Raw genomic sequence first — 24,710 nt, 5'->3', positions numbered from 1 at the left:
CGATGCTGAACTGGATGGTATGGACCACCCCGGTGGCGGTATTTTTTACCCTGGTGGTGGTGATGCTGATTGGCATGACGATCTGGGAAGTGCGCGCGCCCACCGTGGAGCGCAAGGGCTTCCTGCCGATCGCCACCACGCGGGGCGACCGCCTGTTCATCGGGCTGATGTGTGCGGCGTGGATCAACCTGGCCTGGGTGGGCCTGGGCGAAAAGATGCAAGGCTGGTTCCAGCTGGCGGAGGCGCCGTCGGTATGGATCAGCGCGGCCATTTCTGCCGTGGTGCTGCTGGTCGTCATGCGCCGGGGCTGAGGCGCCTGGAAGGCGCCGGCAAGCAGGCCGCAGGGGTTTCAACTGGTGTTGCTGTGCATGGGCTGCGAGATCTTGTCCCTTCCCCGGGGCCGCAACCCTGTGACAGAACCGGGGAAGGGTACCTGAGGAGACAACGAATGAAAGAGCGCATGAAGTTGGGGATGTCGGCCCTGGCCTTTGCGGCCGCACTGACATGCGGACATGCCGCGTGGGCCGACGAGGCCGCGGCAAAAAAGTGGATCGACAGCGAATTCCAGCCGTCGTCGCTGGCCAAGGACAAGCAGCAGGCCGAGATGAAGTGGTTCATCGACGCCGCCGCCAAGCTCAAGTCCAAGGGCGTGACCCAGATCAATGTGGTGTCGGAAACCATCACCACGCACGAGTACGAATCGAAGACACTGGCCAAGGCCTTCGAGGAAATCACCGGCATCAAGGTCAATCATGACCTGATCCAGGAAGGGGACGTGGTCGAGAAGCTGCAGACGTCGATGCAGTCCGGCAAGTCGATCTACGACGGCTGGATTTCGGACTCCGACCTGATCGGCACGCACTACCGCTACGGCGCCATCCTGCCGTTGTCCGACTATATGAACGGCGCGGGCAAGGAGTTCACCAACCCCGGCATCGACGTCAAGGACTTCATCGGCACCAAGTTCACCACGGCGCCGGATGGCAAGCTGTACCAGCTGCCCGACCAGCAGTTTGCCAACCTGTACTGGTTCCGCGCCGACTGGTTCGCGCGCAAGGACCTGCAGGACAAGTTCAAGGCCAAGTATGGCTATGACCTGGGCGTGCCGACCAACTGGTCGGCCTACGAGGACATCGCCAACTTCTTCACCAACGACGTGAAGGAACTGGACGGCAAGAAGGTCTTCGGCCACATGGACTACGGCAAGAAGGACCCGTCGCTGGGCTGGCGTTTTACCGATGCCTGGCTGTCGATGGCCGGCTCGGCCGACAAGGGCCTGCCCAACGGCATGCCCGTGGACGAGTGGGGCATCCGCGTGGCCGAGGACAAGTGCACGCCGGTGGGTGCCTCGGTGTCGCGCGGCGGCGCCACCAACAGCCCGGCTGCCGTCTACGCACTGACCAAGTACATCGATTGGATGAAGAAGTACGCCCCGCCGCAGGCCATGGGCATGACGTTCTCCGAGGCCGGTCCGGTGCCCGCGCAAGGCCAGGTTGCCCAGCAGATCTTCTGGTACACGGCCTTCACGGCCGACATGACCAAGAAGGGCCTGCCGGTGGTCAATGCCGACGGATCGCCGAAGTGGCGCATGGCGCCGTCGCCGTACGGCCCGTACTGGAAGCAGGGCATGCAGAACGGCTACCAGGACGTGGGTTCGTGGACGTTCTTCAAGAACACCGACCCGAACCGCCTGGCCGCCGCGTGGCTCTACGCGCAGTTCGTGACGTCGAAGACGGTGTCGCTGAAGAAGTCGCTGACCGGCCTGACCTTTATCCGCGACAGCGACATCCATCACGAGTACCTGACCAAGAACGCGGCCAAGTACGGTGGCCTGATCGAGTTCTATCGCAGCCCGGCCCGCGTGGCCTGGACGCCGACCGGCAACAACGTGCCCGACTATCCGAAGCTGGCGCAGCTCTGGTGGAAAAACGTGGCCACGGCGGTGACGGGCGAGAAGACGCCGCAGGCCGCGATGGACAACCTGGCCGAGGAAATGGACCAGGTGATGGGCCGGCTGCAGCGCGCGGGCATGGCCCAGTGCGCACCGAAGCTGAATCCGAAGAGCGATCCGTCGAAGTGGCTGTCGTCGGAACACGCGCCGTGGAAGAAGCTCGACAACGAAAAGCCGAAGGGCGAGACCATCGCCTACGACAAGCTGCTGCAGGCGTGGAAGGAAGGGCGAGTTCGCTGATCCCTCCCTGAACGGGGTGTTCAGCCTGCAGTGTGAAGCGGTGGCGCGTGTTGCGTCACCGCTTCATTTTTTTGTGGATCTGTTAAGGATTGGAACATTGCTGTTGCAGTCGGGGGTGAGGGGTGGACTGTGGGGGTGGGGTCCATAGAATCGGCGGAGGGCAATTCGTCGGTAACCGGTGCACATCATGAATCCACCCTTTTTCAGACGCCATGCGTTGGCTTGCGAGCTTGCGGCGCTGCTTGTCGACAGCGAAGGCAAAAGAACGGCGCGCTCTGGCGTGGTGCGGACGGCGCCGCGGGGCACAGGCAAGTCGGTGTTTCTCAACAATGATCTGGCGTCTGCGTTGAGGCGGCGGGGTGCCGTGGTCATCGTTGCCGACCTGGCCAAGAATGCCGATGCCGATCCGGCAGACCTGATTGCCAAGGCAGTGCTCGAAACGCTCAAGGCGCATGAAGGGGCGATCGCCCAACTGGCAAGGCGAGTCGGTCTCGAACGCATCGGCTTTGGTGGCGTGTCGTTCCTGGTGTCGCACCCAACGTCCGATGGGATGTGGCTATCGGAGGCACTCGAGGCCCTGTCCGACAGGACGCGGCGGGCCATCGTGCTGATTCTGGACGAAGCCCAGCAATGTTTGACGACCCAGCGTGGCACCAGTTTGCTGACGGTCCTCAAGGCAGCTCGCGATTCCCTGAATATTTCCCACGATGGAATGCGGATCATGGCAACCGGCTCGCATCGGGCCAAGCTGATGACACTGCTGGGCAGGAGCAAGGTGTTTTTCTGTTCCAAGCGGATCTCGCTGCCACCCCTCGATGGTGAATTTCTGGACTGGTTCCACCAGCATCACGGACTGCCGGCGTCGCTCGGCCCGGATGCTTGCGCGTTGCTCTTCCGGAGAGCCGGATATCGTCCTGAAGTATTGGCGGACGCTACCCTCGAGGCCATTGCGGGCGGCAGCTTTCAGTATGGCGATGCGACGAGGACTCTCCGTCGGGCGATCGACCGGCAGTCCAATGAGATGCATATGGACCTGCTTGAAGTCATCGGGCGTTTGCCCGTAGTGGAGTCTGCCGTGGCTCGGGTTATGGCGACCATCGACAAGACCCGGGCCGGCTTCGATCCTGCGACCATGTCCGCCTACTCGGACGTGGTTCGCCGCATTGATCCTGGATGGGACGGCCAGATCGATGTCGATCGCGTGGAGCAGGCGCTAACGGTGCTTGCGGACAAGCGCCTGGTGTGGAAATCGACAGTGGGCGTCTACATGCTCGAAGACCCCGTTGTGGCAGCGGCCATGCGATGGGCCGGCCTACTGGACATCGTGCCGCCTATTCCGGGAATCAGCCCATACGAAGAGGATTCGGTCGATTTCGGCGATGACGAAACGTTTCCGCTCTGGGTCGGTACATGCCGTCAGGCGTTCGTCTCAGTGTCGACGGCTCGATGGGCCCCCGTCGACGCATAGCAGGCCTTGCCGTTCCGCTTGGCATCGTAGAGCGCCATGTCGGCGCGCATGAATATCTCGCTGACCGACGTGTGCTGGTCCGGCCGATGCATGGCGCTGCCCACGCTGGCCGTGGATACCAGCCGGTGTCCGTCGATGTCGAATGGCCGCATGGCGGCATGGACGACCGTATGGGCGATGCGTTCGACCGTATTGGGGTTGCCGACGTTGTCGAGCACGATGGCGAATTCGTCGCCGCCGATCCGTGCCACGGCGTCGCCGGTTCGCACGCAGGCGCGCAGGCGCTCTGCGAAGGCGATCAGCAGCTGGTCGCCGATCGGGTGCCCGTAGGTGTCGTTGACGGCCTTGAAGTCGTCGAGATCCACCAGCAGCAGCGCGGTGCGATAGCCACCGGCATCGGCGCGGGCCATGGTTTCCTGCAGGCGGCGGTCGAAGCCCTTGCGGTTGAGCAGGCCGGTCAGGTGATCGGACAGGGTCTGGGCTTCCAGCGAGCGCAGCTTCTGGCGTTCGCCAGTAATGTCACGCGCGAACATGTGCAGCCCGGTGACGGCGTCCTTCGCATCGTTCCAGGCGGGCTGGAAGGTCATCTCCCAGGCCCGGCCCTCGGCGTTTTCGCGGCTGAAGGTGACGGATTCTCCGGCGCATGCCTGTTCCAGGTATGGCTTGTTGGCCACGTACTCGGGGGTGCCCCACAGTTCTCGCAGCGAGAGCCCGGTGATCTGGTCGGCCGGCAAGCCGAAATGGCGTGCGTAGGCGTGGTTGACGAACACGAAGCGCTCGCTGGCATCGACAAAGGCCACCAGGTCGGGGACGTGGTTGGCGATCGCTTCCAGGCGCTTCTCGCTGGCGGCTGCGTTGCCGTTGGCGGCCTTCAGCGCGGCTTCCCGCTCGATCAGCTGGGTCATGACTTCCGAGAATGCGCCGGCCAGTTCGCCGATTTCGTCATCGCGGCGTACCGGCAGGTCCGCCATGGCGGCTGGCTGCTCGCAAAGGCGACGCACAGTGCGGTGCAGGTGTTCCAGCGGCGCCAGGAGGTGCCGGATGACGGCCCACATCAGTATCGCGGCGGCCAGCAGCGTCACGAAGCCCAGGATAACGGCCCGGTGCCGGACTTCGACCAGCGGCGAGTAGGCTTCGGCGGCCGGCAGGACGGTAATCACTTCCCATCCATTGGACTCCAGCAGGAAGCGCGCCACCACAGGCTGTTGTGGCCACAACGATTCCAGTTCCGACTCGGGGGCTTCGGCGCCGCAGGATTCTCCGACGGCCTGGGCGGGGGTGAGCACCTTTGCCGCGTCGGGGTGCATCGCGTAGCGTGGATTCGGGCCCGCCGACACCAGGCAGTAGAAGCCGGTGACGCCCACGCGGTGTTGCGCCAGTTCGCGCAGGAAATTCTCAGCCGACAGGTTCAGCACGCCTCCCACCACACCGCGCAGTTGCCCATGGCTGTCATGCAGCGGCACGGCCAGGATCACGCCGGGGGCGCTCGAGTGCTTGCCCTGGAGCAGATCGGAGACGGCAAAGTCCGCGCCGTTGACGATGGCCCTGAAGTAGTCGCGATCACCTACGTTCATCTTCACGCCGTCGGGCACCGCGGTGCTGAAGACAACGGTGCCATCGGTCGAGGCCAGGAAGGTGGCATTGAAGTGTTCGGGCATGTCCACCGTGTCGATGGCCACCTGGCGCAGTTGCCCAGGCGGATGGTCGAGCACAGGCGCGAGCGTGCGCGCGAGCCGGCGCAATACGACGGCGCGCGACTCGAGCTTTTCGTCGAGTTGATCGGCAACCAGCTTGACGAGAGTGTCCTGCTGGGCCTGAACGACTTCCTTCAGGCGTGTGTATGCGTAGACCTGGGAGAACCCGACCCGCACCACGAATACCAGCGTGACCACCGTCGCGGCCGCGATTGCCATTCGATACTTCAATGAGTGCCGCATGAATCTCTTTTTGTTCTGCGCACTGACCCGTTTTCCGGTTGCCTGGGCTTCAATGCAACGACCCTGCCCATTTCCTGGAGACACCTTGACGATGCAACGTCGGCAGCCGGTTCAAAGCGTAGCAGAACTGCTATTTCTTTCGTCGAGAGTAGCGGCGGAAACACGTGCGGCTTCCCACATGGGGTGGCGTATGCGGCGCGTCGTGGTGGCGACGCGACACCGTGAGTGCCTTGTGCGGCTCAGGGGCAGTCTGTCAGTGCTTGCGCCAGCCATTCGATGACCGGCCTGAAACGCGAGGCGCCGCGAAACTCGGGCGGGTAGGCAAGCCAGATTTCGCGCATGACCTCGGGAACATTGCGGACCAGCGTCACGCCGGGTTCGGCGGCAGCCAGGTAGTGGGGCAGCAGCGCCACGCCAAGCCCGGCGCGCACGCCTTCGCGTACGGCCACGAAGCTGTTGGACTGGAACGAGAAGCGCCGCCCCAGGGCCTGTGGCCACTCGACTTCCGGCAGGGAGAAGCCTTCGTCGAGCAGTCCGCACAGCGGCGTGTCGCGTGACTCCGCCATGGCGGCGGACATGGCGGTGGGGGCATAGAGCCCGAAGCGGATCGTGCCGGCGCGCTGCGCGACCAGTGAATCTTCCTGCGGCCGAGCCAGACGTACGGCGATATGCGCCCGGCGGCGCGCCAGGCTGGTGACGCGGTTATCCACTTCGAGCCGCACTTCCACATCGGGATTGCGCGCGTAGAAGGCGGGCAGTCGTGGTGTCAGGAAATGGCTGCCCAGCGAGGCCGTTGCGGCGACCCGTACCACGCCAGACACGCCCGGGCTGGCGCCTTCTATCTCTCGCAGCAGCCGGTCGGCGGATTGTTCCATCTCGCGCGCGGCGGCCAATGCATTGCGCCCGGCGGCGGTCAGCACAAAGGTTCCGTCCGTGCGCGTGGCCACGGGTTTGCCCAGCGCGGTTTCCAGCCGTCGGATGCGCCGGATGGCGGTGGCGTGGGTGATATCGAGTTCGCGGGCGCAGGCCGAGTAGCTGCCGACCCGCATCAGCGTGGACAGTGTCAGCAGGTCGTCCCAGGTGATTGTGCTTTTTTGCACAGTAATTGTGATCTGGTGGCTAATTGGCGTACAGCTTACCGACCTCTACGATGCCTGCATAGCCACTTTTCATCGTACGGAGATCCCTATGCCCGCAACGCCTGCCGCCAAGCCTTTCACCCTGCTCGACGCCGCTGGCGCCAGCCGCCAGCCGTCGGCCTGGTCAGATGCCGTACTGGTGCTGGTGGATCACCAGCGCGAGTACGTGGATGGCAAGCTGCCCTTGACTGGCATGCCGGAGGCCGTGGCCGAGTGCGCCGCGCTGCTGTCGCTGGCGCGCCAGCACGGCACGCCCGTGATTCACGTGGTACACCACGGCAAGCCCGGTGGCGCGTTTGACCCGTCCGGGCCGTTTGCGGCGATTATCGAAGGCGTGACCCCGGTCGATGGTGAGCAGACGGTCATCAAGAACCTGCCCAACAGCTTTGCGGGCACCGATCTGGCGGAGCGGCTTGGCGCGCTGGGCCGCAAGGAACTGATCGTGGCCGGCTTCCAGACCCACATGTGCATCAGCGCCACCGTGCGGTCGGCGCTGGATCATGGGTATCGGGTGACGCTGGTCGCCGCGGCCTGCGCCACACGTGATTTGCCGGACCCACTGGGCGGCGACCCGCTCAGCGCCGCCGAACTGCACCGGGTCACGCTGGCCGCGCTGAACGACCGCTTTGCGACGGTGGTGGCGGACACTTCCGCCTGGTCCTGAGGCGGCATCCGGGGCCGGTGGCTGGTGAGCCGCCAAGGCGACAAACAGTTACAGAGCGGGAAAGGGATGCCGCTATACTAGCGGGCTATCCCAGCCCCGACTCCACCAGCTGCGTTCGTCGGAAATGCTGGTTCGCTCGTCAGTTCGTGCAAGTCTGCGCGGATTGTCCACCTTGATTGCCACAAATCGCGCTCCCGGAATGAAACATATCCTTCTGCTCAAGTTGACGTCGCTTGGCGATATGGCCCAGACCCTGCCGTTGGTTGCCGATCTTCGCCGCCAGTACCCAGACGCCAAGATCGACTGGGTCGTGGACTCGTACTGCGCAGACATCCCCCGCTGGACGATTGGCGTCGATCGCGTGATCGATGCGCCTTTGCGGCGCTTCAAGCGCAGCCGCAGCTGGGGCGACTTCAAACAGATCGCCAAGGCCATCTGGGCGATTCGCAGGCGCAAGTACGACGTGGTGATCGACGTGCACGGCGTGTACAAGAGCGCCATTACGGCATATCTGGCACGTTCGCCGCGCAAGCTTGGCTATGCCGCCGAATTTCTGGGCGAGCCGGGTGCGGTCTTCGCGTACAACGAGATTTTTGGGCCGCACGGCGACGCAACGGGCCGTCACAAGATGCGCCTCGTCGTGGCCGATGCGCTTGGCTACAAGGTCGAGGGCGAAGAAAAGTACGAACTGAATCTGCCCAAGCCGCCGGCACCGTTCCACACCGATGGCGTGCGTCGGGCGTTTCTGTTCCCCGCTACCTCGCGTGACACGAAGGCGCGTCGGCAGAACGAGATGAAATGGCCGATGGACCGTTGGCTCGGTGTCGGTCAGGCCCTGTCCGCACGCGGCTTCCGCGTACAGCTGGCATGGGGCTCCGAGGTGGAGCTGGCCACGGCGAAGTCGCTGGCGGCTGAAATTCCCAACGCCGATATCCTGCCGGCCATGTCGATCACCGAACTGGCCCAGCGCGTGAATGAATCAGACCTGGTCGTCGGTGCCAACACCGGCTTCGTGCATCTGGCCGACAGCCTGCGCCGGCCGACCGTCATGGTGTTCATCGATGTAGACCCGAGCCATATTGGCGTGATGACCCCCGGCGTCTCGATCTCGGTGGGGGACAAGGGCGTGATTCCCGAAGTGGCGGACGTCGTTCAGGCCGTGGATGCGTTGACGGCGCGTCCGGCAGCCGGCACGGCAGCGTCGGCGGGCAGTCTGTCCACGTAACGCCAGTACTCGAAATCGACGATCGTCGTATTGCCGTTCAGGGTCACCAGGTCGAGCATGAACGGCTGACGCCGGATCAGCATGGACGTCAGCGTGACGCACGGGGTAGTCCCGGCGGCGGGGACACGGTTTCCCCGTGGCGCATCGCCAGCCGCAGGATATGCACGGGCACGAAGCGCTGCGGATCGTCCATGCGCGTCAGGGCCGCATCCCGGTAGAGCAGCGACGACTGCGCCAGGTGGGCAAAACGGGTGCGTAGTTGGGCCAGCGTGGCCGCCGGCATTGTTGCGCCGGTTCCGGTCAGGCCCACGCCCGTCAGGCCACGCACGTTGGCACGCCAGAGCCCGCCCACCACCATCAGCGGGTCGCGCTTCTCCGGTGGTGGCAGGCTCGACAGGTCTTCCGAAACGGAAAACATGTCGCCGTTGAGATCGTAGAGATGGCTTCGGAGGCCAAAACGGCGGTGGTAGCCGATGATGCAATCGAGGTCCTCGTCCAGGACGGGGCGCGCATCGCGCGGCAGGTAGGGCGGCCTGATCTCGAACAGACCGGCCGACACGGCATAGTGTCCCGTCCAGGTTTTCAGCGCGGCAGCGTGGGTTTCCGCGAAGCCATCGGCACTTGCGGGTGACAGTTCCAGCGACATCGTATTCAGGGCCTAGCGTTGGGGGAGAGCCTCCAACGCTACGCGCCGTGCTATTCGACGTCGTTAGGACATTTCTAATTGTTGGTGCGGAAATTTCTCGTCTTGGTGGCGAGGTTGACGCAACGCAAGTCCATCGCGTTCCCCCGCCCCGGTATCGGTCAATCAGTGGATGAATCCGCCTTGCACAAACCGCACGGGCTCCGCGTCGATGCGAAGCAGCAGGGCGGTCAGGCCATCGAGCGGCAGGCGGGCATCTGGGCGGGCCAGCGTCGGCTGTCCTGCCGTGCAAACCAGACTGGCGTCGCTCCAGCCGTTGTCCCCCGGGGCTGCCTGCGCACGCAGCCAGCCGTCCCGATCGGCCAGCCATGTTGTGCCGGGCAGCCGTGCAGGGTCAGTACCCGCGATCCGCGCAAACACCGGCCAGGCTTGTAAGGATGCGGCCACGCATCCAGCGCGAAAATCCGGAACCGTGGCGGGCGGGCGGCCGTCGGGCGTGACCAGCAGCGTGAGAAAGCGTGGATCCTCGAACGGCAACGCGGCCGGCGCACCATCGAAGGCCACGACGCGTACGCGCTGATGTCCGCGCCAGTCGTCCAGAGTGCGCGGCGCAGCCCCGCCGCAGCGCACCGTGACATCGGGCAGACGCAGCGGCACCGGCCAGTTGCCCTGCGTGGCACCGCCGGTGCCGGCGGACAGCGCCTTCAGGTAATCGATCACGGCCCAGGCCTGCGCATCGTCAAGCTGCGTGCCAAAGGCCGGCATTGTCGGATGCCCGTCGCGGTCGCGCATGCCGGCCATGATGAGCCAGAACAGTTCGCCTTCGGCACGGCGGCCCAGCAGCGGGCTCAGGAACGTTGGCGGCCAGCGTGACAGCGTGGCCGCCCGCGGGCCTTCGCCGCGGCCGTCGTCGCCATGGCAGGCCACGCAGTGCCGCGCGTAGACCTGCGCGCCAGTGGCGATGGCGTCGACGGCGAATCGCGTCGGGCTCTGGTGAAAGCTGGTCGGGGCTGCCGGGGTGACCAGCAGCGCTGGCGATGGCCAGGGCGCCACCACTAGCGCCAGGGCGCCGATGCCCAGCCACGCCATGCGGCGCTTGCGCCAGCACAGCGCCACGGCCACGCAGGCCAGCGCCAGCGCGACGGCCAGCAAGGTCAAGCCCAACTGGCGCGCCAGTCCCAGGTCGATCAGCAGCGTCTCTCCGGCAATGCGTTGCGACCACGGCCATGCAGGCTGACCGTGCAGGTCGCCGGACCAGCCCAGCGTATGCCAGAGCTGCAGCAGCGCAAGCTGGGCCTCCTGCACCAGGCGCAGCAACGCATTGAGCCATGCCTGCGGCGGCGGCGCGCTCATGCGGCGCGCCGGCGGAGGGTCTTACCAGCTGGCATCGAGACCCAGGTGCCGCAGTGCTTCGTGTCGCAGTTCGGTCAGCCGCGGATCGCCGCGATGGCGAGGGTAGGGCAGGTCGACCTGAATCTCGGCCGTGATGCGCGCCGGCCGCTGGCTGAAGACGATCACGCGCTGGGCCAGGAACAGCGCCTCTTCCACGTCGTGCGTGACCAGCAGCGCCGAGAAGCCGGCGCGTTGCCACAGTTCCACCAGATCGCTCTGCATGGCCAGGCGCGTCAGCGAATCGAGCTTGCCGAGCGGTTCGTCGAGCACTAGCAGCCGGGGATCGTTGACCAGCGCGCGGGCCAGCGCCACGCGCTGGGCCATGCCGCCCGACAACTGGTGCGGAAATGCGCGTGCGAACGCTTCCAGCCCCACGCGCTTGAGCGCCGCATCCACGCGATGGCCTTCTCGGCGCAGTAGCCCCCGTGCCTGCAGGCCCAGCGCCACGTTGTCGCGTACGCGGCGCCAGGGGTAGAGCGTAGGGTCCTGGAAAACGACGATACGCGATGGGTCGGGGCGGTCGATCAATGCGTCGTCCTGCAGGATCTGCCCCTGCGACGGGCTGTCGAGCCCGGCCACCAGCCGCAGCAGCGTGGACTTGCCGCAGCCGCTGGGGCCCAGCAGCGCGACGAATTCGCCCGGTGCCACCTTCAGGTTGACGCTGTCGAGCACCGGCAGCTGCTTGTCGCCATCGCCAAAGGCATGGCTGACGGCACGGATATCGATCCGGGCGCCTCGTGTCTGTTCCGATGCGGCCACTACCATTTGACGGTTCCTTTCTGCCACGACAGCGCGCGGTCGCGCACGGCAAACAGCAATGTGATGACGCCCGAGAACAGCAGGGCCATGACGATCAGCGCCGCGTACATGTTCACGTACGAGGCCCAGCCCTGCGCCCAGGTCAGATACCAGCCCAGCCCGGACTTCACGCCCATCATCTCGGCCGTGACCAGCACCGAGAACGACGCCCCGAGCCCCATGAAGAGCCCCACGAACACCTGGGGCAGCGCTGCCGGAATGGCCACGCGCAACACCAGGAATGCCTCGGATGCGCCCATCGTGCGCGCCACGTCGTAGTAGCTCTTGTTGACGCTGGCCACGCCCGACCATGTCAGCACCGCCACCGGAAAGGCGGTGGCCAGCGCGATCAGGAATACGGCTGCCGAATAGCTCGACGGGAAGAAGTAGAACGTCAGCGGCAGCAGCGCGGTGGAGGGCAGCGGCCCCAGCACGCGCAGCACCGGATGCACCCAGTAGCCGATGCGGCGCGACCATCCGATCGACACGCCGATCAGGAAGCCCGCCACGCCGCCATAGGCCACGCCGAAGCCCAGCAGCTTCAGCGTGTTCAGCGCGCTGTCGCCCAGGCGGCGCCAGTCGTCGACGTAGACCTCGATCAGCGCCTGCGGTGGCGCAAAAAAGGGCGTGGGCAGCAGCGCGGTCTTCGCGGTCAGGATTTCCCAGGCCGCGAAGACCAGCGGCAGGGCCACCAGCCACGGGCCGGCATGGCGCAGCGACTGGCGCACGCCGCGCAGCGGGCCCGCATAGCCACCCGTCAGCGCCACCACCAGCAGCGCGGCGGCCGCCACGAGCACCGCGATGCCCAGTTCCTCGGTATAGGCCCAGTCCGAAAAGCCCGCCACCTTGTTCGGCCAGCGCCAGGTGAGCGCGCCGAAGGCGCCCCATGCCAGCGCGGCGACGAAGCCCGTGGGCCAGGCGGTGGCCGGCGCGCCGGCGGGTTTGGGCGATGTCGCCGATGTAGCCGATGCGACTGACCCATCCAGCGGTAGCGGGGCGTCAAGCGTTTGATGCGACGTTGCCATGTCGGCTCTCCCGGGTTAGCCGAGTACGTTGGCGTAGACGTGCTGCGCCAGCTTCTTCGTATCGGTGGATTTCTTGAGCACGCCGATGCGCTGGAAATCGCCGGCATAGAACGCGATTTCCTCCTGCAGATCCACGCCAGTCGGGTGATGGTTGTAGGTCAGCGACGCATAGAGCTTGCGCAGGTCTTCGGTGCTGATCTTGGGCGAATACTTGGCAAAGACCTTGGCCGCCTCGTTCGGGTTCTCGTTGACGTAGTCGGTGGCCTGCACGATCGCGCGCGCCAGCGCGGACGCGGCGGGGCGGTCGTTGCGGACGAGTTCACCACGGGCGCCGATCACGCAGCAGACCTTGCGCGCGTACTCGCCGGTCAGGTTGGTGGCCAGTTCCACATAGGCGCCGTTGGTGCGTTTCTCCAGCAGGTAGAGGTTGGGATCGCCGTCGGCAATCGCCTGGATCTCGCCCTTGTCCACGGCCACGCCGAGCAGATCGGCCGGGTACTGGCGCCACGTGATGTCGCGGTCCGGATCGATGCCGTTCTTGGCCAGCAGGATCGTGAAGAAGTGCTTGCCCGGCGCGGCCAGGTCACTGACGCCCACGGTCTTGCCCTTGAGCGCCTGCAGGTTCGTCACGCCGGCGGCCTTGGCGCCCACCAGCCGTACGCAGCCGCCATGCGAGCTGCCGATGATCTTGACGTCGAACCCGGCTTCGAGCGGCTTGAGCCAGCGGTGGATCATGCCCACGGCCGCATCGGCCTTGCCGGTGGCGATCGATTCCAGCAGCTGGTCGGTGGACCCGCTGTAGTTGATCAGGTCCACCTGCAACCCGTTTTTCTCGAAGAAGCCCTTTTCCTGAGCCACCACGATCGGCGTCAGGCAGAACGAGTTCTGGTTCCACGCAAACGTCAGCTTGCGCGGTGCCGACCAGGCCTGCCGGCCCAGGATCAGGGCCGGCGCGGCAATGGCTGCCGTGCCGGCCAGCCGCAGGACGCTGCGGCGGCGTGCATCAGGTTGGAAGGTGTTCTGGCTCATGTTTTTCCCGGCTCCCCGTTGTTGTTGGTGTGGGTGTGGGTGGGTCAGGCGGCGCGGCGGCGCTGTTCGGCATCGCGCTGCGCCACCTGTTCGCGCACGCGCGGAATCAGCTCGCGGCCATAGTCGACGGCGTCTTCGAGCGGATCGAAGCCGCGGATCAGGAAGGTGGTGACGCCCAGGTCGTAGTAGGTCAGCAGGGCATCGGCCACCTGTTCCGGCGTGCCGACCAGCCCGGTGGAATTCGAGCGGCCGCCCGTTTCTCGCGCGATGGCCGTCCACAGGCGCTGGTCGACGCGATCGCCTTGCCCGGCCGCCGCCAGCAGCCGGCGCGCGCCTTCGCTCTGTTGCGGCCCCCCTCGGCTGTAGCCGGCCTGCACGCGCAGCGCGCGGGTGCGTTCGAGGATGTCGTCGGCACGCTGCCAGGCCTTTGCTTCGGTATCGGCCAGCACCGGCCGGAACGACACCGAGAAGTTGACCTCGCGGCCATGCTTGGCCGCTTCGGCACGCACGCGCGTGGTGAGTTCGCGCACCTGGTCGAGCGACTCGCCCCACAGCGCGTAGACGTCGGCGTGCTTGCCGGCGACGGCAATGGCTGCCTCGGACGCGCCGCCGAAGTAGATCGGCACATGCGGCTGCTGCACCGGCTTGACCTCTGAGAAGCCGCGCTGGAAGCGATAGAACTCGCCCGCGTGGTCAAACGGCTGTGGCTCCGTCCAGATGCGCCGCAGGATGCCCAGGTATTCGTCGGTGCGGGCGTAGCGCTGGTCGTGGTCTAGATAGTCGCCATCGCGCTGCTGTTCGTCGTCCGACCCGCCCGAGATGAAGTGCACGCCGAGCCGGCCGCCGCTGAACTGGTCCAGCGTGGCAATCTGGCGCGCGGCCAGCGTGGGCGAGGTGAAGCCCGGGCGATGGGCCAGCATGAAGTGAATGCGCTCGGTGACGGCGGCCGCGTACGAGATGGTCAGTGTGGCGGACGGGCCGGTGGAGTGGTGCGGCACCAGGATGCGGTCGAAGCCGGCCTGCTCGTGGGCCTGCGCAAACGCGCGCACGTAGTCGCGATCGATCACGGGACCGACGGGCGGATGGATTTCCGATTGCTTCTGGCTCTGGATCATGCCGATGAAATTGACGCTCATGCGTGGCGCTCCTGGTTTGCCTGAATAGGGTACGGGTATGGACGAGAACCGTACGCCCGCGCGCCGGCAGACCCAACGAATAAAAACGCCGGTCCATATGCAGCAAAAACCGCCGCTTGATATGCGATATGCGTCGTTATCAACGCCCGGCAGGCGGCGGTACGCTATGTGATGCCTGATCCCATCCCCCGAAGGAAATCCATGTCTCCGTCATCCCTGCATCGCCTGCCGACCCCGGCGGCACGGCTGGACGACGTGCTGTCCGAACTGGCCGCGCGCTTTGCCTCCACTGCTGTCGCCCACGACGCCGACGGCACGTTCCCGCACGACAATTTCGCGCTGCTGCATCGCTACGGACTGATCGCGCAGGTGGTGCCGGCCGCTCATGGTGGCGCGGGCGTGGGGCTGGCCGAAGCGCGGCGCATCATTGCGGCTGTGGCAGGGAGCGACGCCGCCACCGCGCTGGTGCTGACGATGACCTACCTGCAGCATCGGGCAATCGGCCGCGCCGATTCGCGCTGGCCCGACGCGGTGCGTCAGCAGGTATTCCGCAGCGCCGTGGAGCAGGGCGGCCTGATCAACTCGCTGCGCGTGGAGCCGGACCTTGGCTCGCCGGCGCGCGGGGGCCTGCCGGGCACGGTGGCCACGCGCGTGGGAGACCGCTGGCGGCTGTGCGGCCACAAGCTCTACACCACGGGCATCCCGGCCCTGCGATGGCTGGCCGTATGGGCGCGCACGCATGAGCCCGAGCCGCGCGTCGGCATCTTCCTGGTGCCGAAGCCCGACGCCGAAACGCCCGGCATCCGCGTGATCGAAAGCTGGGACCATCTGGGGCTGCGCGCATCGGGCAGCCACGAGACCGTCTTCGAGGATGTCTGGATCCCGCTGGAAAACGCGGTGGACATCCGCCCGCCCGCGGCCTGGGCGCCGGCGGGCGGCAGCCAGGCGGACATCGACGCCAATGCCGACCAGCAGGCGTGGATGGTGGCCCTGCTGGGCAGTCTTTACGACGCTGTGGCGCGTGCCGGCTTCGACTGGATCCGCGAGTTCGTGCGCGAGCGCGCGCCGGGCAGCCTCGGCAAGCCGCTGGCCACCCTGCCGCGCGTGCAGGAGTCGATCGGCGAGATCGCCGCGCTGCTGCGCGTGAACCAGGTGTTGCTGGACGACATCGCCGCGCGCTCCGACGCCGGCGCGCCGCCGTTGCCGGCCGACAGCGGGCTGCTCAAGTACACCGTCACATCGAACGCAATTCGTGCCGTGGAACTGGCGCTGCAACTGTCGGGCAACCACGGGCTGAGCCGGCACAACCCGCTGCAACGCCACTATCGCGACGTGCTCTGCAGCCGCATCCACACGCCGCAGAACGACGCCATCCTGACCGCCGCCGGACGCGTGGCGCTTGGTGTCTGAGCCGGCGTGCCGACAACTTTCCGCCGTGCTATGGTTGTGCGCGATGTGCCGCAGCCTGGACGGCACACGTCATCCGGAGACAAGCCATGGCCGAGACGCCATCTGGCGCGCTGGCGCCGCTACGCGACTTCATCACCGCCTTTTCCGCCTTGCTGGACCAGCAGCCGGCCGAGCCGCGCATCCTGGAAGAGGGCGGCAGGCTGCTTGCGAAGCTGGTGGCGCGTGACGACTGGCTGCCCGACACCTATGCGCAGCCCCATCCCGAGTACTACCAGCAGATGCTGCTGCACTGCGATTCCGCCGAGCGGTTCTCGATCGTCAGCTTCGTCTGGGGGCCGGGACAACGCACGCCAATCCACGACCACACGGTGTGGGGCCTGATCGGCATGCTGCGCGGCGCCGAGTATGCGCAGCCGTACGCGATTGCCGCCGACGGCGTGCCCCGGCCGGAAGGCAAGGCGGTGCGACTGGAGCCGGGCCAGGTGGAGGCGGTGTCGCCCACGGTTGGCGATATCCACCGCGTACACAATGCCTTCGACGACCGCGTATCGATCAGCATCCATGTCTACGGCGCCAATATCGGCGCGGTAAGCCGCCATGTCTATCCGGAGGCCGGCGGCAGCAAGACGTTCATCTCCGGCTACTCCAATCACACCCTGCCCAATCCCTGGGACCGCTCGAAGGAATCCGTCGCACCATGACTGCAGCCAGCCAACCGTTTCCCGTCACGACCAGCCAGGCAGTGCGCCAGGCGTTGCTGGACCGCGCCGAGATTGCGCTGGTGGATGTGCGCGAGGAAGACCCGTTCGCGCAGCAGCATCCGCTGTGGGCGGCCAACTTCCCGTTGTCGAAGCTCGAGCTGGAAGCGTGGACGCGCATGCCGCGGCGCGATATCCGCATCGTGGTCTATGGCCAGCATGACGGCGAAGACCTGGCGCCGCGCGCCGCAACCGTGCTGCGTACGCTGGGCTATACCGATGTGTCGCTGCTCGACGGTGGCCTGGACGCATGGATCGCGGCCGGCGGCGAAGTGTTCCGGGATGTCAACGTGCCGAGCAAGTCGTTCGGCGAAGTGGTGGAGGCGAAGCGGCACACGCCCTCGCTGAGCGCCACGGAGGTGCAGGCGCTGATCGATCGCCAGGCCGATGTGGTGATCGTCGACGCACGCCGCTTCGACGAGTACCAGACCATGAACATTCCCACGTCGACCAGCGTGCCCGGCGCGGAACTGGTGCTGCGTGTGCGTGAGCTGGCGCCCGATCCCGCCACGCAGGTCATCGTCAACTGCGCGGGCCGTACGCGCAGCATCATCGGCACGCAGTCGTTGATCAACGCCGGCATTCCGAACCGCGTGGCGGCGCTGCGCAATGGCACGATTGGCTGGACGCTGGCCGGGCAGACCCTGTCGCACGGCGCCAGCCGCCGCGCACCGCCGCAGGTAGATGCGGCCAATCTGGAACAGGCCCGCGCGGGCGCTCGTGCCATCGCGGACAGGGCCGGCGTGAAGCGCATCGCCTTCGACGCGCTGGCGTCGCTGGAGGCCCCGGGCCGCACCGTGTACCGCTTCGACGTGCGCACGCCCGAGGAATACGCCGACGGCCATCTGCCGGGCTTTGCCAGTGCGCCGGGCGGCCAGCTGGTGCAGGAAACCGATCACAACGCGCCTGTGCGTGGCGCGCGCATCGTGCTGACGGACGATGACGATGTACGCGCGAACATGAGTGCGTCTTGGCTGGCCCAGATGGGATGGGACGTCTACGTGGTGGGGCCGGTCGGCGATGCCCTGCGCAGCGAGCGGGGCAACCCGGCGGCGAATCGTCCCGCCACGCCGGAGGCGCCCACGGTGACGCCGACAACGCTGGCCGACTGGCTGGAAGCGGGGGACGTCGCGGTCATCGACGTGACGGCCAGCGCCAACTACGTCAAGCGCCACATCCCGGGCGCGTGGTACGCGATCCGTGCGCAACTGGCCCAGGCGCTGCGAGAGATTCCACCGGCCCGCCGCTACGTGCTGACGTGCGGGTCCAGCCTGCTGGCGCGGTTCGCGGCAGTGGACCTGCAGGCGCTGACGAAGGCGGAGGTGTTTGTGCTGGAAGGTGGCAACGCGGGGTGGTTCGACGCCGGTCTGCCGGCCGAGCAGGGCGAAACCCGCCTGGCCGTGCCGCGTATGGACCGCTATCGCCGTCCGTACGAGGGCACCGACAACGCGGCGGCTGCCATGCAGGCCTACCTGGACTGGGAATTCGGCCTGATCGCGCAACTCGATCGCGACGGCACGCATTTCTTTGAGGTGGCCTGAGCCAGTTCGCATTGCGCTGACGCAAGGCCCTTGCGCAATGCAGGCGGCCATGCCCAACTGCATCAGGAATGTTCCGTTTGGGCACAGAAGTTTACCCGGTTACGTGTGAAGATCGCCCGATCGATAACACGGCGCCGCCTGGGTCTCATCCTGAGGGCAGGCGCCGCAGAAACTGGGGGTCAATTCATGAATGTCGTGCCGATACCCGCGTGGAACGATGAGCGGGTGCTGCCGCCGGTGACCGGGCGCCACCCGGTCAGTATGGAGCGGTCGCCTTACCGCGTATCGCTGATCGCTCTGGTCGAACGGTTTGCGACGTCATTGCATCGCCGCAAGCTCTTGCAAGGACTGCTGGCATTCAGGAAGGGGTTGCACGAAGCCGGCATCCGCCGCGGTTTCCAATGGATCGACGGAAGCTTTTCAGAGGACATCGAATCGCTGGAATGGCGTGTCCCGCGCGACATCACACGTTGTGACGTTCCTTGAAGACCACGATCACACGCTCGGGAACCAGGTACCGAGACATCTGCTAGACCAGCAGTTCGTGAAGAGGCATTTCATGGTCGACGGCTATTGGGTCGACTCCACCATATCCATGCGGGATTTGATTTGCCTGTCGACCTATTGGTATAGCCTCTGGTCACATCGTCGGAGCCTGCAGTGGAAAGGTTTCCTCGAGATCGACCTTGATCCGGCGCTGGATGAGTCGGCGAGTGCCATTCTTGACGCAGCCGTGCATCGGCTGGCATTGTGTGCCGGCTCCATCAACGTTGAACCGTGCTATGAAGGAGCTGCAAATGCCTGAATACCAGATCAACCGGCTATACGCTGACCGAAACTTTCTCACGAGGATGATCCATTCGCTGCCGGAGGGCATCACTCGCTCCAGTCTCGAGTATCGACTCAGGCAAGTGCATGAGGAACTGGCGACAATCTCAGCGAAGGATCCGACGCCTCACTCACAAATCCCGTGTCCGCGGAATGATCACGGCCTGTCCGTGTAGCACGCCGTCGGCATCGAACATCTGCCACAGCGTGGCTTCCTCGATCATGAAGCGGCGTCCGGACTTGGTGATGCGCACGCCCTTGTAGCCCGATTCGTAGCCGCGCTGCTGTACCCGTTCGAGAAACCGTTGCCGTTCCTCGCGGTTCGGTGCTTCGGCTGACAGGCGCGATGGCAGGCGCGTGATCTCGTCCCAGTCATACTCGAAGCGCCGCTGGGCGGCCTTGTTGCCGTAAACGAACACCGGATCGGGCGCGGTGTTGTGGGCCAGGATGCCGAAAGGCGCCGTTTCATAGAGCCATGCGGCGGCTTCGGCCGCTGGCATCGGGTAGGGCACCAGTGGCTTGCCAAGCAGTCGTGCGTAGCTGCTGGCAAGGAGCGTGTAGAACGCGGGGTCGCTATAACGGGGAAGCAAGGACGACAAACCTCCAGTCAGCGGTCAGGCAGCGACGGAGGTGCTGCTGAATTCCGCGTACACGCGCGCCTGAACGGCCTCCATGACTTGCAGTTCCTGCGGATTGGCGGCATCGCTGGCGGTTACGCCGGTGGCGTCCTTGGGCTTGGCGCCGATCGGATAGAAGACAAAGCTCGACCCGAAATCCTTCCCAGCTTCCTTCTTCAGGCTCCGGTTCAGGGCCTTGAGGTACTTTTTCTTTGTGGTCTTCGACATTGCCATGTTTTCCTGGTCGCTTCCTGTCTAGTGGTGAACCTGTTTGCCGCGTAGTGCCTGAACCGCCTTGCGCTCTGTCAGCACCAGCAGGTAATCGGGAAACTTCGCATCGAGCAGCAAGCCGTCCCAGGCATGCCAAAACTCCCACCGCACCTGTTCCTCAGGTAGCCCCAGCGAACTGGCGATGCGGGCAATGGCATCTTCGCCTGCTGCTGGTCTGGCCTTGCGTGCGGGGCCCTCGTCGTTTGCCACGTGGTCGGTCTGCGTTGGCGCGACATCGTGGATGGCGTCTTCAGAGTGATTCATTGGGCACCCCATGGGGAATCGGCGTGAGGCTATGGTAGACGGCCCGTCTCTCTCGAATCAACTTCTGATTGGCTTTGTCTCTAATGTTTATCCGAGTAACCCGGCGAGCATGGACCGCAGCACTCGGTCCTCGAAAGGTTGAAGACCGCAAACCGGGTAAAAAACACCCGGCACATATCGGAAAAGCGGCCAATCAGACGGCCAGCTTCTTGAGCCCTTCGAGCACGGCGACGCCCTTGAACGGCTTGACGATCCAGCCCTTGACGCCGGCGGCCTTGCCGCGGTCCTTCATGGCCTGGCTGCTTTCGGTGGTCAGCATCACCACGTTGACGCTCTTGTTGGCAAGTTCGCCCCGGATCTTCTCGACCATGGTCAGGCCATCCATATTGGGCATGTTCACGTCGCTGACGATGAGACGGATGCCCGGGTCGGCCTTCAATCGCGACAGGCCGTCCTTGCCATCCACCGCCGTTTGCACATCCAGTCCATGCGTGCGCAGAAAGCTCGCGACCTCGTCGCGCACCGCGCTCGAATCATCCACTACTAGAATTTTCGCCATTCTTTTGCTCCTGCAGGTCAATCCATTCCTAAACGGGTCAGAACAGTTCCAGTTCGCCTTCGCTGGCGTCTTCCTCAATCTCTTGCGCCAGATGGAAGTCGATGGGTACGCGCGTGAACATGCACATCGTCACGCCGACCTGGACCGATGCACCGATGGCAACGTCGAAGTCGGCACGATAGTCGGGGCGCAGGCTGTCCACGTGGGCCAGGCTCTGGCCGCCCAGCACGTACGGCGTGGACATGCCGAGGTCTGGAAAATGCCGGACCAGATCCTGGTTGATCGCGCCGCAGCACAGGTTGGCCAGTTCCAGCAGGGCGTCGTGCAGATTGCCGGCGACGCCGCGTGCGAAGTAGCCGATAGATGCGGCATCGTTGCAGAAGCGCAGGAACAGCATGTACCGGAACCCCATCGACGAAATGGTAAGAACCACCACTACGTCGTCGGGTGCGTCATGGGCCGGCTGCGCTTCCTGGCGCGTGATCTCGCAGGCGTCGTCGTCGGCCAGCACCAGGCGCGATGCCACCGCGCGATGCAGCACGCGTTCCAGGCTCTGCCGCGCCTGCGCGCTGATCATTGCGCCGTTCACTGGTATGCCGCCTCGAACTGCTCGGCCAGCAGGGCGACACTGGCCAGCGACGCCGTTACCATCTTGCCGCCGGCCTGGATGTCCTGAAATGTGGCCGTCGTCGTCAGGTCGCTTTGATGCAGGCTGTCGCCGTAGCTCTTGGATAGCGCCTCGGAGCGCGCCGCCAGGGCGCGAACCTCGCTGGCCACCACGCCAAAGCCCCGGCCCGCCGTCCCAGCCCGCGCTGCCTCGATCGATGCATTGAGCGACACGATCACCACGTGGCGGACGATCGACGACAGCTCCATGTTCTGCTCGTGCATCGCCCGGTTGCGCGCCATCAGCGAGATCATCTGCTCGTGCCAGCGCTCGAAGGTGTCGGCCAGCCCGCGCAGCCGCGTGGTTTCGGCGGCGATCCGGCGTGCCTGGCGCAGGGCATCGGCCTGCACCTGACGGCTAGCAGCGAGATCCGCGCCCATTTGTTCGATAGACACCGTCCGCTCGGCGGCCGATGCCTGCATGCGCAGGATTTCCGATGCCAGCGCGTCCTTGTCCCGTTCCGATTGCGCCATGCGCGCGTGCAGCTCGGCCTGGGCCTGATCGCGCGATGCCAGCACGCTGTCCTGCGCGGCTTGCGCCTGCTCCGTCATGTGCCGGGCGTTGTGGCGCCACACCAGCCATGCCGGCACCGCCGTGATGGCCGCGCCCAGCAATGCCCCTACAAGATACTCACCCATACTGCCTGTTCCTTATCCGACGCGAACCACCTTCCAAACTTCCCGTCTTTTCACTTTTCAAGCCGATCCTGACCACTGTGCCGCGCTACAGCGCGATAGGCGAGGGCGTCTCGGCCAGCACGGCCACGCTGTCCACGGCGAACCGCTCGGGCAGGCTGACCACGGTCTGGAACTGCCGGAAGGGGGCGCCCACGTGGTTGTCGGTGAAGCGCAGTTCGATGCTGCCGCCGGAGCGCGCCAGGAATTCCCGCACGGCATCCATGCCAACGCCACGGCCCGAGATCGTGGTCACCGTTTCGGCGGTCGAGAAGCCCGGACGGAAGATGAAATGGGCGACGGTGTCGTCGCTGAGCGCGGCATCCGCGTCGATCCAGCCGCGGTCGATGGCGGTTGCGCGGATCTTGTCCAGCGCCAGGCCCCGGCCGTCGTCGGCAACGGTCATCTGCAGCAGTTGCTGGTCGACGCCGGCTTCGATATGGATGGTGCCCGCCGGCGGCTTGCCTGCGGCCAGGCGCGCTTCGGCCGGCTCGATGCCATGGTCGATCGCGTTGCGCAGCAGGTGCGTGAACACGTTCTCCAGCATGCCGGTGACCTCGGCGCGCAGACGGTAGCCGTTGTCCTGGATGCTGACTTGCGGGGCGGCCTTGCCCAGTTCCGCGGCCAGCGAGGGCAGGGCATCGACTACCGGAGATAGCACTTCGGCCAGGCTGGTGGCATCGAGTACGCGCAGGATGCGATGCACCGCCGCCCGCATCGAAAGCAATTCCGCCAGACTGTCGGTGCGCGCTCCTTCGAGCAGGCGCAGGCTTTCGCGGATGCGGGCCATCTCGGCATCGGTGGGGCGGTCGGCGGCCAGTGCGGTCGGCCCGCGTGCATTGCCCCGGCGGCCGAGCTTGTCCTCGCTGATCGTGGCGTACCGGGCCAGCGTGTCGCGCACGCGCGCCACGTCTTTCAGCAACGCATCGGGATTCCAGTCGCTGGCCTGGCGTTCCAGGTTGCGCAGCAGTTCCAGCCGCTGCTCGGCCTCGTGAACCACATCGGTCAGATGCTGGAGCTTGTACGTCCGCGCATTGCCCTTGATCGTATGCATGTTGCGGAACAGGGCGGCGATGGCGGCGTTGTCGGCCTCTGTGGACTGCCGGATGATGTGCTCGTTCTCGTGGACGAAGCCGTGCGCCGTTTCCATGAACCGGTGGAATTTCTCTTCGCTGACGGCCAGGATCTCGCCGATGATCTCCAGGCTGCGACGCTGCTCGCTGGCCTCGGCCGCCAGTTCGCGCAGCTGGGTCACGTCGCGCACGCAAAGCATCAGCCGGATGATGGTGTCGGCATCGCCGGTGATGGCAGACCAGCTCAGATCCAGCACCTTGATCTGGCCTTTGGGCAGCCGTTTCTCGATCTCGGTGGGCAGCAGGTGCTCGTTGAAGACGAAGTTGATGCCGTCCTGGCCCAGGCACGCGTCGATGGCCGCGTCTACCTGCGCCAGCGCATCGGCGCCCAGGCCGGCGTCGGCGAACACCAGGTCCATGAACGGGCGTCCGGCAATGTCGCCAGTCTCGAAGATCTGTTCCAGGTAGGCCGAGTACTCGGCATGCACCACGCCACCTTCCACCACAGTCAGGATGCCCTGCTGCATGTTCTGCAGGATGGCCTGGATATCGGTGGTTTTTTGGCGCAACAGCGATGCATTTTCCTGAATGCGCTCGATCATCTGGTTAAACGCCACGATCGAATGGCCAATCTCGTCCATGCGGCCCACTTCGATACGCCGCGTGAAGTCCTGGCTTGCGGCGATGTCGCTCATGGTGGACTGCATGCGCGTGAGCGGCCGGGCAATCTGGCGATGGAGCAGCCAGCCGATCATCGACAGCAGCACCACGGCCGCCGCGCTAACCAGGCCGATGGTGCCGGCTGCGCTGGCCAAGTTGCCGTTCAGCGCGGCAATGGCATCGTCTTTCTCACGATTCTTCTCAACGCGTAGCGTATCGACGATTTTTTCCATCTCGTCGCGATAGCGTGCGACGTTGGCGAACAGGAAGGCCTGCGCGATCTCGTCGCGGCCCGCGGCCTTCATTTCAGCGGTTTCGCGAATGGCGTCGAAATAGTTGGTCAGGCTTTCGTTGGCCTGCGCCAGCAGACCCTTCTGCGCGTGGGTGACCGCATTGTTGGCCTGCCTGGCCAGCGCGTCGCCCAGCGCGGTCTGCCTGGCCTTGAGATCTTCCTGCGCCTGCGCCAGCAAGTTGGCGTCGGGTGCGTAGACCAGGGTCATGGTGGCCAGCTGGATGTCCTTGACCAGCGACACGATATCGGCCGAAGCCAATGCACTGGGCACGACACCCTCGGTGACCTGTTTCACTTCAGAAGCGCTGGAACGTGTCTGCAGTACGGCGTAGCCACCAATCGCGGCCAACGCCAGACACATCAGGACGATCAGCAGCACAATGCGCTGACGAATGGTCATGGCAAAGCTCCCCGGCATTACGAGTGTCAAGCCCTTCAACGAAGGGGATC

General features: G+C 65.4%; 25 protein-coding genes. 10 read left to right on the top strand and 15 right to left on the bottom strand.

From position 1 onward, the window contains the following. Positions 1-2 precede the first annotated feature (2 nt). The 3 genes from CYJ10_RS19235 to CYJ10_RS19225 all read left to right on the top strand — a co-directional run bounded on the left by CYJ10_RS19235 (position 3) and on the right by CYJ10_RS19225 (position 3,659). Positions 3-311 (top strand): DUF2160 domain-containing protein, encoded by a 309-nt coding sequence (locus CYJ10_RS19235; RefSeq protein WP_101683068.1) that lies wholly within the window; start codon positions 3-5, stop codon positions 309-311. Between the two features lie 149 nt (positions 312-460). After that, on the top strand, positions 461-2,191 hold the full coding sequence (locus tag CYJ10_RS19230; RefSeq protein WP_101683191.1) for an ABC transporter substrate-binding protein: 1,731 nt from the start codon (positions 461-463) through the stop codon (positions 2,189-2,191). Positions 2,192-2,378: 187 nt separating this feature from the next. Next, the gene (locus CYJ10_RS19225) at positions 2,379-3,659 is read left to right on the top strand and encodes an ATP-binding protein (protein ID WP_146002079.1); all 1,281 of its coding nucleotides are present in this window, start codon (positions 2,379-2,381) and stop codon (positions 3,657-3,659) included. Here CYJ10_RS19225 and CYJ10_RS19220 read toward each other — a convergent pair. Both CYJ10_RS19220 and CYJ10_RS19215 read right to left on the bottom strand, forming a co-directional pair. After that, positions 3,608-5,572: a sensor domain-containing diguanylate cyclase gene (locus CYJ10_RS19220; protein WP_101683066.1), complete on the bottom strand. Its 1,965-nt coding sequence runs from the start codon at positions 5,570-5,572 to the stop codon at positions 3,608-3,610. The genes CYJ10_RS19225 and CYJ10_RS19220 overlap by 52 nt on opposite strands. Before the next feature lie 263 nt (positions 5,573-5,835). Beyond that, positions 5,836-6,696, bottom strand: a complete 861-nt coding sequence (locus tag CYJ10_RS19215; RefSeq protein WP_101683065.1) for a LysR family transcriptional regulator — start codon at positions 6,694-6,696, stop codon at positions 5,836-5,838. Positions 6,697-6,784: 88 nt separating this feature from the next. Between CYJ10_RS19215 and CYJ10_RS19210 the strand changes: the two genes are divergently transcribed. Then, positions 6,785-7,399, top strand: a complete 615-nt coding sequence (locus tag CYJ10_RS19210; protein ID WP_101683064.1) for a cysteine hydrolase family protein — start codon at positions 6,785-6,787, stop codon at positions 7,397-7,399. A 199-nt stretch (positions 7,400-7,598) separates the two neighbouring features. Beyond that, positions 7,599-8,624: a lipopolysaccharide heptosyltransferase I gene (waaC, locus tag CYJ10_RS19205; protein ID WP_101683063.1), complete on the top strand. Its 1,026-nt coding sequence runs from the start codon at positions 7,599-7,601 to the stop codon at positions 8,622-8,624. A gap of 88 nt (positions 8,625-8,712) precedes the next feature. Here the strand turns inward: waaC and CYJ10_RS19200 are convergent, their stop codons facing one another. The 6 genes from CYJ10_RS19200 to CYJ10_RS19175 form a co-directional block, all read right to left on the bottom strand. Beyond that, positions 8,713-9,270 carry a hypothetical protein gene (locus CYJ10_RS19200; protein WP_257993422.1) on the bottom strand — a complete coding sequence of 186 codons (558 nt, stop codon included), beginning with the start codon at positions 9,268-9,270 and terminating at the stop codon, positions 8,713-8,715. Positions 9,271-9,432: 162 nt separating this feature from the next. Then, a complete protein-coding gene (locus CYJ10_RS19195; RefSeq protein WP_101683062.1) occupies positions 9,433-10,620 on the bottom strand; it encodes a c-type cytochrome in 1,188 nt (395 codons plus the stop codon). A 21-nt stretch (positions 10,621-10,641) separates the two neighbouring features. Continuing rightward, the gene (locus tag CYJ10_RS19190) at positions 10,642-11,424 is read right to left on the bottom strand and encodes an ABC transporter ATP-binding protein (protein ID WP_101683061.1); all 783 of its coding nucleotides are present in this window, start codon (positions 11,422-11,424) and stop codon (positions 10,642-10,644) included. Beyond that, entirely contained in the window at positions 11,418-12,482 is a 1,065-nt protein-coding gene (locus tag CYJ10_RS19185; protein ID WP_101683060.1) for an ABC transporter permease, read from the bottom strand. The genes CYJ10_RS19190 and CYJ10_RS19185 overlap by 7 nt, the downstream gene beginning before the upstream one ends. 15 nt (positions 12,483-12,497) lie before the next feature. Then, positions 12,498-13,511, bottom strand: coding sequence for an ABC transporter substrate-binding protein (locus tag CYJ10_RS19180; RefSeq protein WP_101683059.1), 1,014 nt, complete (start codon positions 13,509-13,511; stop codon positions 12,498-12,500). 44 nt (positions 13,512-13,555) lie between these two features. Further along, positions 13,556-14,647: an LLM class flavin-dependent oxidoreductase gene (locus CYJ10_RS19175; RefSeq protein WP_101683058.1), complete on the bottom strand. Its 1,092-nt coding sequence runs from the start codon at positions 14,645-14,647 to the stop codon at positions 13,556-13,558. 201 nt (positions 14,648-14,848) lie between these two features. Here CYJ10_RS19175 and CYJ10_RS19170 point away from each other — a divergent pair, with 201 nt between their 5' ends. From CYJ10_RS19170 to CYJ10_RS19150, 5 genes are all read left to right on the top strand, one after another. Then, a complete protein-coding gene (locus CYJ10_RS19170; RefSeq protein WP_101683057.1) occupies positions 14,849-16,057 on the top strand; it encodes an acyl-CoA dehydrogenase family protein in 1,209 nt (402 codons plus the stop codon). A gap of 86 nt (positions 16,058-16,143) precedes the next feature. Beyond that, positions 16,144-16,758, top strand: coding sequence for a cysteine dioxygenase family protein (locus CYJ10_RS19165; RefSeq protein WP_101683056.1), 615 nt, complete (start codon positions 16,144-16,146; stop codon positions 16,756-16,758). Beyond that, positions 16,755-18,356 (top strand): rhodanese-related sulfurtransferase, encoded by a 1,602-nt coding sequence (locus CYJ10_RS19160; protein WP_101683055.1) that lies wholly within the window; start codon positions 16,755-16,757, stop codon positions 18,354-18,356. Before CYJ10_RS19165 ends, CYJ10_RS19160 begins: the two co-directional genes overlap by 4 nt. 186 nt (positions 18,357-18,542) lie before the next feature. Next, positions 18,543-18,842 (top strand): DUF6932 family protein, encoded by a 300-nt coding sequence (locus CYJ10_RS19155; RefSeq protein WP_101683054.1) that lies wholly within the window; start codon positions 18,543-18,545, stop codon positions 18,840-18,842. Next, a complete protein-coding gene (locus tag CYJ10_RS19150) occupies positions 18,805-19,161 on the top strand; it encodes a DUF6932 family protein (protein ID WP_374703279.1) in 357 nt (118 codons plus the stop codon). The genes CYJ10_RS19155 and CYJ10_RS19150 overlap by 38 nt, the downstream gene beginning before the upstream one ends. Positions 19,162-19,315: 154 nt before the next feature. On the opposite strand, the gene CYJ10_RS19145 is transcribed toward CYJ10_RS19150, so the two are convergent. The 7 genes from CYJ10_RS19145 to CYJ10_RS19115 form a co-directional block, all read right to left on the bottom strand. After that, complete coding sequence (locus tag CYJ10_RS19145) at positions 19,316-19,774, bottom strand: MEKHLA domain-containing protein (RefSeq protein ID WP_101683052.1); 459 nt, start codon at positions 19,772-19,774, stop codon at positions 19,316-19,318. A 24-nt stretch (positions 19,775-19,798) separates the two neighbouring features. Beyond that, the gene (locus CYJ10_RS19140) at positions 19,799-20,029 is read right to left on the bottom strand and encodes a hypothetical protein (protein WP_308302981.1); all 231 of its coding nucleotides are present in this window, start codon (positions 20,027-20,029) and stop codon (positions 19,799-19,801) included. A 27-nt stretch (positions 20,030-20,056) separates the two neighbouring features. Then, positions 20,057-20,335, bottom strand: a complete 279-nt coding sequence (locus CYJ10_RS19135) for a DUF3562 domain-containing protein (protein ID WP_146002077.1) — start codon at positions 20,333-20,335, stop codon at positions 20,057-20,059. A 193-nt stretch (positions 20,336-20,528) separates the two neighbouring features. After that, the gene (locus tag CYJ10_RS19130; protein WP_101683050.1) at positions 20,529-20,894 is read right to left on the bottom strand and encodes a response regulator; all 366 of its coding nucleotides are present in this window, start codon (positions 20,892-20,894) and stop codon (positions 20,529-20,531) included. A gap of 37 nt (positions 20,895-20,931) precedes the next feature. Further along, on the bottom strand, positions 20,932-21,483 hold the full coding sequence (locus CYJ10_RS19125; RefSeq protein WP_257993421.1) for a hypothetical protein: 552 nt from the start codon (positions 21,481-21,483) through the stop codon (positions 20,932-20,934). Then, positions 21,480-22,199, bottom strand: a complete 720-nt coding sequence (locus CYJ10_RS19120) for a methyl-accepting chemotaxis protein (RefSeq protein ID WP_146002076.1) — start codon at positions 22,197-22,199, stop codon at positions 21,480-21,482. Before CYJ10_RS19120 ends, CYJ10_RS19125 begins: the two co-directional genes overlap by 4 nt. Positions 22,200-22,284: 85 nt before the next feature. After that, entirely contained in the window at positions 22,285-24,660 is a 2,376-nt protein-coding gene (locus tag CYJ10_RS19115) for an ATP-binding protein (RefSeq protein WP_101683188.1), read from the bottom strand. Between the last annotated feature and the right edge of the window lie 50 nt (positions 24,661-24,710).

The sequence above is a fragment of the Cupriavidus pauculus genome (assembly GCF_002858765.1).
GTDB lineage: Bacteria > Pseudomonadota > Gammaproteobacteria > Burkholderiales > Burkholderiaceae > Cupriavidus > Cupriavidus pauculus_B.
The sequence above is the reverse complement of the archived record's forward strand: the minus strand, read 5'-3'. Positions and strand labels throughout refer to the sequence as shown.

Bases quoted from the DNA above. Each gene is read 5' to 3' on its own strand.
- CYJ10_RS19120 (WP_146002076.1), bottom strand. From the start codon at position 22,199: ATGGGTGAGTATCTTGTAGGGGCATTGCTGGGCGCGGCCATCACGGCG.
- CYJ10_RS19130 (WP_101683050.1), bottom strand. From the start codon at position 20,894: ATGGCGAAAATTCTAGTAGTGGATGATTCGAGCGCGGTGCGCGACGAG.
- CYJ10_RS19220 (WP_101683066.1), bottom strand. From the start codon at position 5,572: ATGGCAATCGCGGCCGCGACGGTGGTCACGCTGGTATTCGTGGTGCGG.
- CYJ10_RS19170 (WP_101683057.1), top strand. From the start codon at position 14,849: ATGTCTCCGTCATCCCTGCATCGCCTGCCGACCCCGGCGGCACGGCTG.
- CYJ10_RS19230 (WP_101683191.1), top strand. From the start codon at position 461: ATGAAGTTGGGGATGTCGGCCCTGGCCTTTGCGGCCGCACTGACATGC.
- CYJ10_RS19140 (WP_308302981.1), bottom strand. From the start codon at position 20,029: ATGTCGAAGACCACAAAGAAAAAGTACCTCAAGGCCCTGAACCGGAGC.
- CYJ10_RS19235 (WP_101683068.1), top strand. From the start codon at position 3: ATGCTGAACTGGATGGTATGGACCACCCCGGTGGCGGTATTTTTTACC.
- CYJ10_RS19165 (WP_101683056.1), top strand. From the start codon at position 16,144: ATGGCCGAGACGCCATCTGGCGCGCTGGCGCCGCTACGCGACTTCATC.
- CYJ10_RS19160 (WP_101683055.1), top strand. From the start codon at position 16,755: ATGACTGCAGCCAGCCAACCGTTTCCCGTCACGACCAGCCAGGCAGTG.
- CYJ10_RS19180 (WP_101683059.1), bottom strand. From the start codon at position 13,511: ATGAGCCAGAACACCTTCCAACCTGATGCACGCCGCCGCAGCGTCCTG.
- CYJ10_RS19155 (WP_101683054.1), top strand. From the start codon at position 18,543: ATGAATGTCGTGCCGATACCCGCGTGGAACGATGAGCGGGTGCTGCCG.
- CYJ10_RS19225 (WP_146002079.1), top strand. From the start codon at position 2,379: ATGAATCCACCCTTTTTCAGACGCCATGCGTTGGCTTGCGAGCTTGCG.
- CYJ10_RS19115 (WP_101683188.1), bottom strand. From the start codon at position 24,660: ATGACCATTCGTCAGCGCATTGTGCTGCTGATCGTCCTGATGTGTCTG.
- CYJ10_RS19195 (WP_101683062.1), bottom strand. From the start codon at position 10,620: ATGAGCGCGCCGCCGCCGCAGGCATGGCTCAATGCGTTGCTGCGCCTG.
- CYJ10_RS19185 (WP_101683060.1), bottom strand. From the start codon at position 12,482: ATGGCAACGTCGCATCAAACGCTTGACGCCCCGCTACCGCTGGATGGG.
- CYJ10_RS19190 (WP_101683061.1), bottom strand. From the start codon at position 11,424: ATGGTAGTGGCCGCATCGGAACAGACACGAGGCGCCCGGATCGATATC.
- CYJ10_RS19200 (WP_257993422.1), bottom strand. From the start codon at position 9,270: ATGTCGCTGGAACTGTCACCCGCAAGTGCCGATGGCTTCGCGGAAACC.
- CYJ10_RS19135 (WP_146002077.1), bottom strand. From the start codon at position 20,335: ATGAATCACTCTGAAGACGCCATCCACGATGTCGCGCCAACGCAGACC.
- CYJ10_RS19175 (WP_101683058.1), bottom strand. From the start codon at position 14,647: ATGAGCGTCAATTTCATCGGCATGATCCAGAGCCAGAAGCAATCGGAA.
- waaC (WP_101683063.1), top strand. From the start codon at position 7,599: ATGAAACATATCCTTCTGCTCAAGTTGACGTCGCTTGGCGATATGGCC.
- CYJ10_RS19210 (WP_101683064.1), top strand. From the start codon at position 6,785: ATGCCCGCAACGCCTGCCGCCAAGCCTTTCACCCTGCTCGACGCCGCT.